Genomic DNA, 14159 nt, shown 5'->3' with positions numbered 1-14159 from the left:
TCAAGCTAACGCATTGCGTCATTGCGAGCTAAGCGAAGCAATCCATGGATCGCCACGCTTCGCTCGCGATGACGGCCATGGTATCTAGAAGGCGTTATCGGCGGCGTTCATGGCGTCGTCGATCGTCTCGGGCAGCGGCGGCTGGACCGGGCGATCGCAACCGGCCAGCTTCATATGGGCGCGCAGCGTGTCCATGCGCCCGAGATTCCAGCGCGCCAACGGCACGCCGAGCGGGCGGAATTCGGCGCGGTCGAACAGCTCGACCACATAGGTCTTGCACAGCTCGTCCACCTGATCGAGCGTCAGCATGCCGAGGTTCATGACCATCGGCTTGCCCGGCACGCCATTACGACCACGCACCAGATCGGTGACGTAGAGGCCGCCGCGCGGATCGACCAGAACGACGTCGGCGCGCGAGGCGTCGATCATGCGGTGGCTGGCGGCATAGGGTTCGACGAAGACATGGGTGCGCCAGACCAGGAAGCCGGCGGTCAGCAGCGTCACCACGAAGCCGATGAAGATCGGCCGCATCGCCCCCTGTGGCCGGAAGCGCGCCCAGCCAAGACCGCCCAGCAGGCAGAAGGGGCCGATGAAGCCATGGGCATAGCGGAAGCCCCAGCCATAGCCCTGCGCCAGCGCCAGCAGGCACCCGGCAAGGCAGCCCAGCGCCAGCGGCAGGGCGATCTCACGCCCGCGGATCGCATCGCGCCAGCGCATCGCCAGCACGCCCAGGCCCGCGAGCGGCACCATCAATATATTGTTCCAGGCGGCATAGCGGCTGAGATTGACCAGCGGCTGCCAGCGGTCGCCCAGGCGCTGGAACAGGCTGCCGACCTTGTCGGCGACGCCGGCAGACGGGCGCACATCGGTCGGCGCGCCCAGCGCATGGAGCAGGAAACCGGGCCAGATCTTGGCCCAGACGATGACGATCGCGACCAGGGTCAGCGCGTGGAAGGCGGCCACGGTCCAGCGCCGCGCCAACAGCATCCAGAGGATGAAGGGGGCGATGAAGATGGGCGGGAAATGCCATTGATGCAGCCCCGCCGCGATCAGCGCGACCACGCCGGCCGAGAGGTGGCCGGCAATGCCGCCGCGCAGCACCAGCGCCAGCCAGACCATGTTCAATGCGAAATGGCCGGTCATCGCATAGGGGGTCATCGCCGTGACCCAGAGCTGGGCCGAGGAAAGGCCGAGCAGCATCGTTACCCAGACGGCATCGGGCCGGTCGGGGAAGAGATGGAGCGCCACCCGCCACAGCGAGAAGAGGCCGAGCACCAGCAAGACCGGGCCGGCGAGATTGGGGTCGCCCATCTGCCAGAACAGGGCCTGGATCGCGCTGTTCACCGGCAGATAGGCAGCGGTCCAATAGTCGGCGGCGCCGAAGGGTGAGAAAAATTCGGGCATGATCGCCCGGCGATAGGGTTCCCATTCAACCGGGATCGGCCGGGCGAACAGGCCTTCGCGCATATAGGCGGCGGCAAAGCGCGCGACCTCTTCATCGCGGGAAACCGAATAATCCTGGAACAGGGCATAATGACCGGCCCAGGCGGCCAGCCCCAGCAGCACGATGATCGGCACGATGATGCGCGCGCGCGGTTGCGGCAGGCGAAAGCCCATCCCCTCCGCAAAGGGCGCGGCCAGCGCCAGCAGGAACAGACCGATCATCAGCGCCGGAAAATCCTGGTCCAGGAACAGGATGACGGCGAGGCTGACACCCTGACGCCAGGTCACATGCCACAGGAAGGTCGCGCCCAGCCACAAAGCGAGGCCGATCGCCCCGGCAAGGAACAGGCGCCGCGCGCTGACGAAGGGCATTCCCCCCGGCATCAGCTGTCCAGCAGCGCCTTGTTGACGAAGATGCCGTCCATTTCGACCAGCAGCGGGAAATGGCCCTTGTTATTGGCGAAGAAGGCGGAGGGGACGAAGGCGCGTGCCTCCAGCCAGTCGATCATCGCGCGATAGCCGGTGCCGCCTTCATAGATGGGACGCACGCCCAGTTCCGTCTGGATGCCGGCCATGTCGGCGATGACGCTCCCCGCCCCTTCGCAGACCGACAGGTCATGCCCTTGCGTGTCCATCTTGAGGAAGGGCCGGGCAAAGCCATGGGCGGCGCGCAGTTCGGGCAGCAGGCTGTCGAGCCGGCGGCACTGCATCTCGACCGTCTTCGTCACCTTGTTCCGATCGGCGAAGATCGCGTCCTGTGCGCCCGACGGCGCCTTCAGGGAGCTGAACTGGTCCGCGGCCATGATGTTGAAGCTGGCGGTGCCGTCGAAATCGGACAGGGCCATGTTGAAGACATGCCATTTGCAGTCCGACGCAGCGGCCTTGCTCAGTTCGGCAAAGACGTCCGGGTTCGGCTCGAAGGAGAGGATGGTGCCGGCAAAGCCCGCATCCTTGCGTGCCATGGTCGCATATTGGCCACGATTGGCGCCGACGTCGAACAGGCAGTCGATGGCGAAGGCGGACAGGAAGCGCTTGAGCGCCTGGATTTCGGGATATTGGTGGACGCGGCCGGCCAGCGCCAGGCGCAGGGCCAATGCTCGGTCGGACAATTCGCGGACATAGCGGCTCATGCGCGCAGCACCTGGCGGTAAATATCCATCGTCGCCAAGGCCATGTCCTTCCAATTGCCCATAATATCTCCATAGGCGCGCGCCCGCGCCCCCACTGCCTGCCTGATGGCCGCGCTTTCGATCAGCGGCAAGAGGGCTTGGCCAAGCGCCACCGCATTTCCGGCCGGAACCCGCGTGGTGACGCCGTCCGGCAAGGCGCCGAACATACCCGCGTCGGAGGTGACCATCGCCTTGCCATGGTGCAGCGCCGACAGGAAAGCGCCGCTCGAATCGATATGGCGATAGGGAAAGACCATGAGGTCGGCTTTTGCCATATGCGCGTCCAGCCGGGGTTCGGTGAGGAAGCCGAAATCGGTGATGAGGCGGTCGCCGAAGCCGGCGGCATGAACCGGATCGAGGATCGGGGTGACATCCATGAAGGGCTTGCCGGCCAGCACCAGTTCGAAGGGGTGACCCGCGCGCCAGAGCGACAGGCAGGCCTCCACCAGCAGGTCGACGCCCTTGTATGGGCGGATCGTGCCGAAGAAGAGGATGCGGGGCGCGGCGGGATCGGGAATGGCCGCAAGGTCCGCCGGGGTGGCGGGCGCGAGCCGCATCGGCGGGTGCGGCGTCACATGGATGCGGGTGGGATCGACGCCCTGCCCGACCAGCGCCGCGCGCGTCGTGTCGCCATGGACGATCAACGCATCGAACCGATCGAGCAGCGCGCGATAGCCGCGCCCCTGCAGGCCGCTGTCGGCATGATAGGCATCGGCATTATGGACGGTGTGGACGAGCGCGGTGCGGCCCTTGAGCCGATCGAGCATCAGCCGGTCGGCCGGCGCCAGCGGCAGCCACTGGACATGGGTGACGTCCGCGCCGGTCATCGCATCGAGATTGCCGAGCGCGCAGGTCAGGCCATATTCGGCCGCCTTGGCGAGACGGAAGGCCCGCCCCTCCCCCAGCCGATCGCGCAGGGCCTCGCTGTGGCGGAAGAAGCGCGGCGCGTAGCTATAGCCCTGCGGCACGATCGCATCGGTAGCGCGCATCGGCCGGCCGAGCAGGGTCACGTTAGCGCCCGCCTGCGCCAGGCCGGCGCACAGCCCGTCATCATAGCGCCCGGTGAAGAGCGACGGATCGAGCATGGCAATCTTCATGCGCGCACCAGTCGGCGCAGCGAGACGAGATGCAGGCCGGCGGCCAGCATCAGGGTCAGGGCATAGAGGCCGAGGAAGCCGAGATCGAAGCGATCGGGCCAAAGCGCGCCGGCGAGCGGAACGCTGAGCAGCGAACCGGCAAGGAAAGGCAGCGAGCGCTGGAGCAGATGGGCAAAGCGGCCGAGCGCGGCCTGGACATAGACCGAGACGCAGATGACCGAGAGCGCGACCAGTGCCAGCGCGGTGAGGCCCAAGTCGGCCTGGTCGATCGCGGCGCGGCTGTCGAAGAGCTTGTCGAACAGCCAGCCGCCGATCAGCATCAGAAACGCCGAACCGGCGAGCGCGAAGAAGAGCGCGGCGCCGAGCGCACGGGTCAGGAGCTGGCGCACCCGCGCGCTTTCGCCGGCATGATAGGCGCGGGTGATGCGCGGCAGGGCCGCCTCCACCATGGCGCGCACCAGCATCGAGAGCGAGCGCGACATCTTGAAGAAAAAGTCGAACAGCAGCATCGGCCGGGCATCGCTGGTGGCCATGGCGATGGTGAAATAGGGCGCGTTATAGGCGACGATGTCCGACACGGTGAAGGCCGCCGACGCGCCGATATCGCGCAGATAATGGCGGCGCACATGCCCACCACCAACGCGGAAGGCGAACCAGTGGCTGCGGCGCATGCCGAGGCGGCGATGGACATGGACGATGGCATAGCCGATCACCAGAACGCTGACCGCCAGTTGCAACGCGACCGACAGACGCGGATCGAGCCCGAACAGGATCGCCGCCAGCAGGCCGATCGTCACCAGGCGGCGGGCGCAATCCAGCCCTTCCCACAGGAAATTGCCGTCGATCGCTGCCAGCGCCCGCTTGGCGAGCAAAGCCGGCAGGTTGAGACAGGCGGTGAGGAAGAAGAGCAGGAACAGCGCCGGCATGGCCGTATGCAACCCGCCCAGCGCCAGCGCGCCGAGCAGGATGACGACCGCGCCGGCGATCAGCAGGCCCAGGAAGAGGAAGAGGACACCCATTTCCTCCAGCCGGAACCCGCCATCGGCCGCCGCCTCATCGCTGCCCAGCCAGAAGCGGCGCAGGCGCGCATAGATGATGCTGGTAAGGCCGAATTCCGCCGAAATGGTGAAATTGCCGAAGGCGACGAGCAGCAGGAAGGCCTGGAACTCCGCCAGCGGCAGCACCCGCACGAAGACGAAGGTGACGGCGAAACCCCAGATCATCACCAGCCCGACATTGGCGAGCTTGACCAGTGCGAGGATGCGGGCGGATGCCTCCATCCGCGCGAGCATGCTCACTGCGTCGCAGTTCCCAGCGGCTTGCGCGCGCGGAACAGCCGATCATCAAGCGCATAGAAATGGCGCGTGTCGGCGTCGATGTCGCGCGCATCGATTTCCTCCAGCTCGAAGCCGGCGGCGCGGATGCGATCGGCGAAGTCGAGGCCATATTGGCGGACATGGTCCCACTGGCCAAAGCGCCGTTCCCGCTCGCGCGGTGGGATGTCGAAGCTGCCATCCTCGGTCGGCTTGTCCCACAGCGGCACGATCAGCCAGGCTTCGCCGCCCGGCTTGAGCGCGCGAAGGATATTGCGCAGCACGGCCATGTCGTCGGGCACATGCTCCATCACATGGCTGGCATAGAACAGGTCGTAGCGATCGCTGTCGGACAGCGCCATCAGGTCGACCTTGTGCATGCCGGGCACGGTATAGCGCGCGGGATCAAGATCGGCCGGGACATAGTCGGCCGCTTCAGAAAAGCGCTTCACCAGGCTCCCCTCATTGGGGGCCATGTGCAGGATCGCGCCGTCGGTCGGCACGGTCAACACGCCCTTCATGATGAGATAGTTCATCAGCCGCTCACGCGGCGAGGCGTTGCAATTGGGGCAGCCCCATTCGCCATTGTCGCCATAGCGGAAGAAGCCGATGACCGTCATGCCGCAGGCCGGGCAGCCGCGATTGGCGGAGGCACCCAACGCCTTGCGCAGGTCGAGACCCAATTTGGTCAGATGCTTGCCGGCGGCCTTGGCCACCCGCTGGACAGTAATCACGCCATTCTCCGCTCGGTATCAGCTTCCGGCCTATACAATATGGCGCGGCTTTGGCGAGGGGGATCAGCGCGAAAGATTATCGCGACTGGGCCGGATTCCAGATCGTGACGGTGCGGCCGCGCATGGCCTTGACCACGCCCTTCAGGGTTGCGGCATAGGCAATCAATATATCCATCAATGTTGCCAGCGGGCCGCTGCGGGCCCGTCCGCCGATGCGGAAAAGGGCCGTCACCGCGATCACCCCCAGCATGGCGAGCAGGATCGACAAGCGCAACGCCAGCACCAGCACAGCGAGCGCGCCGATCAGAATGAACAGGCCGCCGAACCAGCGGACGATCTTGCGCGAGGCATATTTGAACCGGTCGATCGCCGCCATGCGGCGCAGTTGCGGGCGCAAATGGCTGTGCGTGTGCCAGGCGCGGGCGGCGATCCGCACCTTGCGCCGATACTCGTCCCCGCGCCCGGTCACCAGCCGCTCGCGCGCGATCACATCCTTCGCTTTCACCAGCCGCTTGCCGGCAAAGACCACCGCCATGGAGACGGTGAGGTCGTCGAGCACGCTATCGGGAAATTCCGGATAGAGTGAGCGACGGATCGAGAAGATCGAACCGTCGGCGCCCAGCACATTGCCGGTGCGCGACTCCTCGTCCTTCAGCCTCTCCTCGATCCGCCAGTAGAGCGAGCCGACGGCCGCGGTCGCGCTGTCGCCCTCGCCCAGATAATGGAGCGATCCGAGCACGCCACCAATATCGGGATCGGCATAGCGAGCGAGCAGATTGTCGATCGCGTCGGCATCCAGCAGCACATTGGCGTCGGTGAAGATCAGCACATCGCCGCGCGCACGGGCAGCAAGCAATTTCATGCCATGCGCCTTGCCGCTGCGTCCGGGGCCCTGCAACAGGGTGATAAATCCGCCGCCCCCCTGCGCAGCGATCAACCCGGCGGTGCCGTCTGACGATCCATCATCGAAGGCCAGGATTTCGAGGGTAGGATGCCGATCCTTCAGCATCGCCAGATTGGCGAGCTTGTCCGGCATCGAGGCAGCCTCATTATAGGCGCAGAAAAGCAGCGAGGCGCTGGGCAGCGGGCCATCGGCCGGCGCTTCCGCACGGGTCGGCAACAGGCGCAGGATCAGCGGATAGAAGAAGAAAGGCCAGGCGACCGCGACAAGCGAAAGCAGCAGGACAAGGACAAGCAGAAGGTCGATCATGATCAATAGGCCTTGTGATGCACCAGAACACCCAGCGTCGCGACGATGATGCGCAGGTCGCGCCAGATCGACCAGTCGCTGACATATTCCAGATCCGACTGGAGCCGGTCGATCAGATCCTGATGATGGTCGGTCGCGCCGCGATGGCCGCGCACCTGGGCAAGGCCGGTCATGCCCGGCTTGATGCAATGCCGTTCCCAATAGCGGGCGTCGACCTCCCAATAGAGGCTGTCGCCCGCCTTGGCGGCGGCGGCATGGGGGCGCGGTCCGACGACGCTCATGTCGCCGTTCAGCACGTTGAAGAGCTGGGGCAGTTCATCGATGCTGGTCTTGCGCAGGAAGGCGCCGACGCGGGTCACGCGATCATCATCGCGCTTCGTCAGCGTGGCAGCCTTGTGGTCGCTCGCCTCGGTCCGCATCGAGCGGAACTTGTAGATGGAGAAGGGCCGCCCATCCTTGCCGATGCGCGGCTGGCGGAAGAGGATCGGGCCGGGGCTGGTCAGCTTCACCGCCAGGGCAGCGCCGAACAGGACGGGCGACAGCGCGATGGTGGCAATGGTGGCGACGAGGATGTCGAACAGCCGCTTGATCAGGCGATCACGGAATTGCAGCGGGCCGCCGGCGACGATGATCGTCGGCTGGCCGTCAAACTCATCGACGCGCGCGGGGGCAAAGCGCAGCAGTTCGGGGACGACGATCTCGCCCCGCGCCGACAGCGACTTGAGCGCGGCCGACCAGTCGTCCATCCGTTCGAGCGGACAGGCGACGATCACGCGCTCCGCCATGCCGACGGCGGCGGCCAGGCGTGCGGCCATGTCGGCGTCATGGCGTTCGGGGTGGAGATTGGCGGCGTCCGCCTGGATCACCTCCATATGGGCGCCGGTCTCGATCGCGACCCCGTCCATGATGACGGCGGTGAGATGTGGGACATCGCCCAGCAGCCGGACGGCGAGGCGCGCGACGGCCAGACGCACCAGCGCCAGCGTCGCCGCGCCGAGCAGCAGGCCGGTGAGGAAGGTCAGACGGGACAGCTGTTCGGCGATCTTGCCCAGATAGACGATCAGCAGCATCAACAGCGCCGCCTGCGCCAGCGCCAGCAGTGCGCGGAAGATGCCGCGCCGCACCCGATCCAGCGTGTTGATGCCATAGGCACCACCCTGCACCGCGAGGATCGCATAGAGTGGCGCGACCATCGAGAACATCACCAGGCCATGCGGCTTGCCCGGTTCGCCCAGGAAGGCGCCGACGACCAGCCAGTTGGCGAGGAGGAAGGCGATGAACAGCCCCGCCATGTCGCCGGCCAGGCACAGCGCATAGAGGCGCAGCCGCACAATTTCCTTCGAGACAGTCAATGAGGCGCCCTGCATATTCATTATGCTGTCCCGTTGGCACCGGGCGGGGCCGGTTGCAAGGGGATCACGCGCCGAACAGCCGGCCGAGCGCCTTGTCGAGCATCACCATTTGCCAGAGCAGGCGACCATGGTCGGATATGCCGGCCTTATGGTCGGCCGCGATTTTCGCCAGCATCTTCGTGTCGAACCAGCCGGTGCGGGCGAGGGCCGAGCCGCCGGCGACCGCCGTCGCCTCGCCCGCCAGCGCGCCGCGGAACCAGGCGCTGATCGGCGTCACGAAGCCCATTTTAGGGCGATAGAGAATATCCTGTGGCAGGAACGGCTCCATCGCCTTCTTCATGAGATATTTGCCGCTATTGCCGCGAATGCGCTGGGCAACCGGCAGGCGGGCGGCAAATTCGACCAGCCGATGGTCGAGCAGCGGCTCGCGCGCTTCCAGGCTGACGGCCATGCTCATCCGGTCGCTCTTGGTCAGGATGTCGCCGGGCAGCCAGATGCGGATATCGGCATATTGGGCGCGATCAAGCGGGTCGCGCGCCGGGGCATTGGCCATCGCCTTGATATAGCGATCCTCGGCGCGATAGGCGCCCAGCCGGCTCTTCATGTCCTGGCTGAAGAGACGCTGGCGCAGGGCATGGGGCGTGACCCCGACCGAGGCGGCATAAGCTTCGCCGCCGTCGCCAGCCAGTTCGAGGAAGGTCGATTTGGCGCGCAGCGGGCGCGGCGCCCAGTCGGCCTTGGGATAATAGCGGCCGAGCGTGCCGAACAAGGGTTCGCGCACCGACGCGGGGATCAGGCCACGCAGCCTTTCCCCCTGCATCTGGAAACGGTGGCGGCGATAGCCGGCAAACGCCTCGTCCGCGCCATCGCCGGACAGGGCCACCGTCACCTGTTCGCGCGCCAGTTCGCAGACCCGGTAGGTCGGCAGCGCGGAGGCATCGGCAAAGGGTTCGTCGAAATGGAAGGCCAGCGTGTCGGCCAATCCATAATCATCGGGTGATACGATACGGGTGCGATGGTCGGTGGCGAAGCGCCGCGCGATCCGGTCGGCATAGGCGGTCTCGTCCAGGCTGGCGACGTCGAAGCCGATGGTGCAGGTCTTGACCGCCTGGTTCGACGCCTCTGCCATCAGCGCGACGACGCTGCTGCTGTCGACGCCGCCGGACAGGAAGGCGCCGAGCGGCACGTCGGACACCATGCGCGAGCGCACCGCCTGACGCATCAGGGCGACGAGCTCCTCCTCCAGCGCCTCGGGCCTGGCCTTGCTGCGATCGGCAAAGCTGATGTCCCAATAACGCTGGGGATGGGGCAGCGGACGGCCGCGCACCAGGCGCAGCGTCTCACCCGCCCCGAGCTTGCGCACGCCCGCGACCATGCAGGCATCGTCGGGGACATAGCCATAGGCCAGATAATCCTCGACCGCGCTCAGGTCCGGCGCACGGCGGAGCAGGGGGTGCGCGAGCAGGCTCTTCAGTTCCGATCCGAAGATCAGGCTGCCATCCGACAACAGGGCATAATGGAGCGGCTTCACCCCCAGCCGGTCGCGCACCAGCCAGAGCGACTGGGCGCGCGCATCGAACAGGGCGAAGGCGAACATGCCGTTGAAGCGGCTGACGCACTCCTCGCCCCATTGGCGATAGCCGTGCAGGATGACCTCGGTATCGCTGTCGGTGCGGAAGACATGGCCCTTCGCCTCCAGTTCGGCGCGGACCTCGGCGAAATTGTAGATTTCGCCGTTGAAGGTGACGACCAGGCTTTCATCCTCGGTCAGCATCGGCTGGGCGCCGCCGCCAAGATCGATGATCGACAGGCGCAGATGGCCGAGGCCCACGCCCGGCGCGGTCCAGATGCCACTGCCGTCCGGGCCGCGATGCGGCATCACGTCCAGCATGGCGCGCACCCGCGCCGGATCGACCGGCTTGGCCGTTTCGAGATGGAAGATGCCCGCAATTCCGCACATTGTTACGGTCCTAGCCTATGCCCGCGCTGCGGTCAGCCAATTCCTTCACATTGCCCAGATCGCGCAGGAAGGCGGCGATCGCCGCGTCGGAGGGATGGCCCGGATGCTCTTCAGCGGAAACGAGGATCGCGACCGAGCGCGGATCGCGGCCGAGCAGCCGGGCCAGCATGGTCTGGATCTTCACTTCCGGCTTGCTGCCGGTCGGTGCGCCCTGCCCCACCACATAGAAGCTGACGACATGGCGGACGAGCGGGCCGGGACCGGTGATCTGCTCGCCGCGTGCGTCGGCGGGCGCCGGCGCGGGCGAAGACCAGGTCCATTCCTTGTCGGGATCGACCGCGCCCTGCCCGAAACCGACCAGTTCGCGCTTGTCCTCCTGCCGGTCAAAGGCGGCGACGACGAGGTCCACGACCTGTCCGTGCGCATTGGCATAGCGGCCCGAGATGAAATGATCGGCGCCATCGAAGCGCGGTTTCCAGGGATAGGTCTGGGCGGCACTGGTGCGGGTCCAGCCCGGCACCGCCGGCAGATCGATGCGCGATGGCAGCGGACGGGCGGTGGCCGCAGTGGCCGCCAGCCAGAGCGGCGCGGCAACGATGATGCCGAGTGCGATGGCCGCCATCATGCCGGCCGGCGCCTGCCGCCGGACGGGGCGCTGCAGCGGCGCGGGATCGAACCAGGGATCGCCGGGCTTACGATCGAAGAATGGCCAGGCGGTCGCCATCACGATGATCATAATGATCGCGAAAAAGACCCAGCCATAGACGACATGGTCGAAACCGACGGCCGCGTCGACCGTGGTCAGATGGGCGACCAATATGGTGGCGAAGGCGCGCACGCCATTGGCCAGCACCGACAAAGTGAGCGCCCCGGCCATGAACAGGATGCGGCGCGGCCAGGTCTGGAAGCAGACATTGCAGACCAGCGCGCCATAGGCGGTCATGGCGATCAGGAACTTGGCGCCCGAACAGGCCTCCGCCACCTCGAAATAGCCGGTCGGGGTGGTGATGAAGATGCCCTCCATATGGGCGGGCACGCCGGCCAGCGTCAGGAACATCATCGACAGATGCGCCGTCACCAACTGAAGATGCGGCACGATCTCCTCACCGAAGGGGACCATGAAGAAGGCGTAGAAGAGCGGGAAGAGCAAGGCGCGCGCCACCATCGGCCCGAGCAGCGCGATCACCGCACCCTGAAGCATCAGGACCAGCGCGCCATGGCGGACCATCGCGACGCCCGCCGCCGCGCCGAGCAGCCAGGCAAAGGCGCCAAGGCCCAGCCAGATCAGGCCCGGCGGCCAGGCGACCGGCTCCAGTTGGCGCAGGCCGGGCAGACGCTGCTGCACCAGCCAGGCGATGAGGATCGGGATGAAGAGACAATGGCCGAAGGTGGACGCGTTCCACCAGATCGAGACCATCGAATAGAGATCGTCGAAGAAGAGCGTCAATATGGCAGCCGCGACCACGCCGAGCGCGGTCAGATGGCCACGCCAGCCGGCAAGACCGATGCGCGGCATATCGGCAAGGGAACGGGCGCGATCGGTCATGCGGCCTGCGGATCGGCCCTGCCCGGCGCGCCGAGCAGCAGGTCGGGCAGACCGCCCAGCGTCGCCGACCAGCGATAGCGGTCCTCGACACGGCGGCGGGCGGCGAGGCCGAGCTGCGTTCCTCGCGCTGGATCGGCGAGCAGCGACAGGACCGCCTGGGCTTCGGCCACCGGGTCATCCGCGACCAGGAAATCGCGGCCATCGACCGCATCAATGCCTTCGGCGGCCTGGGGCGAAGCGACGACCGGACGGGCCATCGCCATGGCTTCGAGCACCTTGTTCTGGATGCCGCGCGCGATGCGCAGCGGGGCCACCACCAGATCGGCAGCGGCCAGCCAGCCACGCACATCAGGCACGCCGCCGGTGACGATGACGCCGGGGAGATCGGCAAGTGCCTGCACCGGCTTCGACGGATTGCGGCCGACAATGGCGAAGCGCGCGTCAGGGCGTGCGGACTGGATGGCGGGCAGCGTCTGGCGCGCGAAACTCTCGACCGCCTCGACATTGGGGCGATAGTCCATCTGGCCGGTGAAGACGATCAGCGGCCATGCCCCCTTATCGACCGCCGGGAAATCGGCGGCGGGGTCGAAATAGTCGAGCGCCACGCCATTTTCGAGCGCGACGATCCGGTCCGGGCCAAGGCCACAGGCATCGCGAAACAAGGCCGCTTCGGCCTCGCTGACGAAGCTGCAGATATCGGCGCGGGCCGAAACCTTGCGCTCGAAATCGAGCAGCACGCGGCCCTCGCGCCGATTGATCCAGCCCATCGGGCCAGATTCCTGCGCGCCATAGGCGGCATATTTGGCCGAATCGAAATCGACGAAATCCATCAGGAACCGCACCCCCGCCGGCAGCATGGGCACGAAATGCGCCATCTGCGCCGAATAGGCAATGACGGCGCGGATCGGCCGTTCGGCCATGACCTGGGCGACCCAGCGATGCAGGTCCGGATGATCGAACAGCGACACCAGCAGCGACTGGCCGCGCGCCAGGCCCGAGAGGCCGGCGACGATGCGCGAACGGTCGCGCATCAACACGCACTGGCTGGCCGTCAGTCGCGCCATGTCCGGGGCGAAACCCATGTCGCGATCATCATCGGCAAAGCAGCCGACATGGACCGGTGCCATCTGCGCGAGCCGCTGAAGCAGATGATAGGACCGGATCTTGTCGCCCCGGTCGGGCGGGAACGGGATACGATGGCAGAGGAAAAGAAGCTCACCCGTCATCCAAGGCCCCGCGCGATATGCGGGCCGATGAGGTTGGCGACGGGCAGCGGCAGTTTCTTCCACAATTCCACCTTGCGCCGATATTGCGGCGAGAGCGGATTGACGTCACGCGTCTCCTTGCCCGGCGCGGTGCGCAGATGATAGCCGAGGGGATCGCCCTCGAAACCCCATGTCTTCTTCCAGGCGGCGGGGCCGGTGCCGACTTTCGACCGGCCAAAGTCGAAATGGGTGAGGCCGCGCTCGCGGGCCTGGCGCATCAGGGTGAAATAGAGGACTTCGTTGGAGCGCATCGCCCGCGCCTCCAGCCCGGCGCCATTCCAATAGGGCATGCAGGCGCCGCCATGATAGAGGCTGATGACCGCCGACAGGGGCTTGCCGTCCTTCGATACCATAGCGATGTCCGCATCCGCCCCGAACCGGTCGAGGATGGCATCGAACAGCGCGCGCGGGAAGACCGGCGTGCCCAGATTATGGACGCTCTGGCAATAGAGGCGATAATGGATGTCGCGCAGCCGCTGGTCGCGCCCGGTCTCGAACTGGAGGTCGTTGCCCAACCCCTTGCGGATTTCCGCGCGGTGGCGCTTGGGCACGGCTTTCAGTTCCGCTTCGTCATCGGCGGCAAGCGCGCGCGAGAAACCGAGATAGGCGTCGGCCTTGTTCTGCCATGAGGCGCCGCCGGGCGCTTCGCCGCCGCGCAGTTCCAGCGTGTCGCAGCCGAGCTTTTCCGCCTGATACCAGGCCGCGTCGGCCAGTTTGGCGATCGCCTTGCGATGGGAAGCGAGAATGCCGCCATCGACCGCGAATCCGCTGCCGACCAGCGCCTTGCCGAACAGGGCCGAACGGATATGGGTGAGCGGCAGCACGCCGTTGATCTCGCCCGAGGGCGTGCGGGCGACCAGCATGATCGCCTTCTGGCCGGTGCCGGCCTCCACACCCATGATCCAGGCCGGTCGATGAAAGGGCGTCGAGCCCGGCTGGGCGCAGACCCAGGCATCGATTTCCGCCACGACAGCCGGGTCGGACAGACGCGCCTCTCCGACGATGACGCTCAGATCGACAATCGCATTCATCTGCTCATTCCCTCAGTACCCTGGCACCGGCATAGGCCC

The 14159-nt window shown here is 66.5% G+C and carries 11 protein-coding genes; all 11 read right to left on the bottom strand.

Features of this window, described 5'->3' with window-relative positions; genetic code table 11:
- Window positions 1–84 precede the first annotated feature (84 nt).
- On the bottom strand, window positions 85–1827 hold the full coding sequence (locus tag A0U87_RS21655; protein ID WP_048936962.1) for a hypothetical protein: 1743 nt from the start codon (window positions 1825–1827) through the stop codon (window positions 85–87).
- A complete protein-coding gene (locus A0U87_RS21650; protein WP_048936963.1) occupies window positions 1827–2573 on the bottom strand; it encodes an FkbM family methyltransferase in 747 nt (248 codons plus the stop codon). Before A0U87_RS21650 ends, A0U87_RS21655 begins: the two co-directional genes overlap by 1 nt.
- Window positions 2570–3709 carry a glycosyltransferase family 4 protein gene (locus A0U87_RS21645; RefSeq protein WP_048936964.1) on the bottom strand — a complete coding sequence of 380 codons (1140 nt, stop codon included), beginning with the start codon at window positions 3707–3709 and terminating at the stop codon, window positions 2570–2572. Before A0U87_RS21645 ends, A0U87_RS21650 begins: the two co-directional genes overlap by 4 nt.
- Window positions 3706–4989 carry a hypothetical protein gene (locus A0U87_RS21640; RefSeq protein WP_048937050.1) on the bottom strand — a complete coding sequence of 428 codons (1284 nt, stop codon included), beginning with the start codon at window positions 4987–4989 and terminating at the stop codon, window positions 3706–3708. Before A0U87_RS21640 ends, A0U87_RS21645 begins: the two co-directional genes overlap by 4 nt.
- A gap of 14 nt (window positions 4990–5003) precedes the next feature.
- Window positions 5004–5756 (bottom strand): methyltransferase domain-containing protein, encoded by a 753-nt coding sequence (locus A0U87_RS21635; protein ID WP_048936965.1) that lies wholly within the window; start codon window positions 5754–5756, stop codon window positions 5004–5006.
- A 76-nt stretch (window positions 5757–5832) separates the two neighbouring features.
- The gene (locus A0U87_RS21630; protein WP_048936966.1) at window positions 5833–6966 is read right to left on the bottom strand and encodes a glycosyltransferase family 2 protein; all 1134 of its coding nucleotides are present in this window, start codon (window positions 6964–6966) and stop codon (window positions 5833–5835) included.
- Between the two features lie 2 nt (window positions 6967–6968).
- Entirely contained in the window at window positions 6969–8339 is a 1371-nt protein-coding gene (locus A0U87_RS21625) for a sugar transferase (RefSeq protein ID WP_122928101.1), read from the bottom strand.
- A gap of 43 nt (window positions 8340–8382) precedes the next feature.
- Window positions 8383–10278, bottom strand: coding sequence for an XrtA/PEP-CTERM system amidotransferase (locus A0U87_RS21620; protein ID WP_137405984.1), 1896 nt, complete (start codon window positions 10276–10278; stop codon window positions 8383–8385).
- 10 nt (window positions 10279–10288) lie between these two features.
- A complete protein-coding gene (gene xrtA / locus A0U87_RS21615; protein WP_048936969.1) occupies window positions 10289–11824 on the bottom strand; it encodes an exosortase A in 1536 nt (511 codons plus the stop codon).
- Complete coding sequence (locus tag A0U87_RS21610; protein WP_048936970.1) at window positions 11821–13050, bottom strand: TIGR03087 family PEP-CTERM/XrtA system glycosyltransferase; 1230 nt, start codon at window positions 13048–13050, stop codon at window positions 11821–11823. The genes xrtA and A0U87_RS21610 overlap by 4 nt, the downstream gene beginning before the upstream one ends.
- Window positions 13047–14120 carry a FemAB family XrtA/PEP-CTERM system-associated protein gene (locus A0U87_RS21605; protein ID WP_137405983.1) on the bottom strand — a complete coding sequence of 358 codons (1074 nt, stop codon included), beginning with the start codon at window positions 14118–14120 and terminating at the stop codon, window positions 13047–13049. Before A0U87_RS21605 ends, A0U87_RS21610 begins: the two co-directional genes overlap by 4 nt.
- Window positions 14121–14159: the final 39 nt, after the last annotated feature.

It is taken from the genome of Sphingobium sp. MP9-4 (assembly GCF_005281675.1).
GTDB lineage: Bacteria > Pseudomonadota > Alphaproteobacteria > Sphingomonadales > Sphingomonadaceae > Sphingobium > Sphingobium yanoikuyae.
The sequence above is the reverse complement of the archived record's forward strand: the minus strand, read 5'-3'. Positions and strand labels throughout refer to the sequence as shown.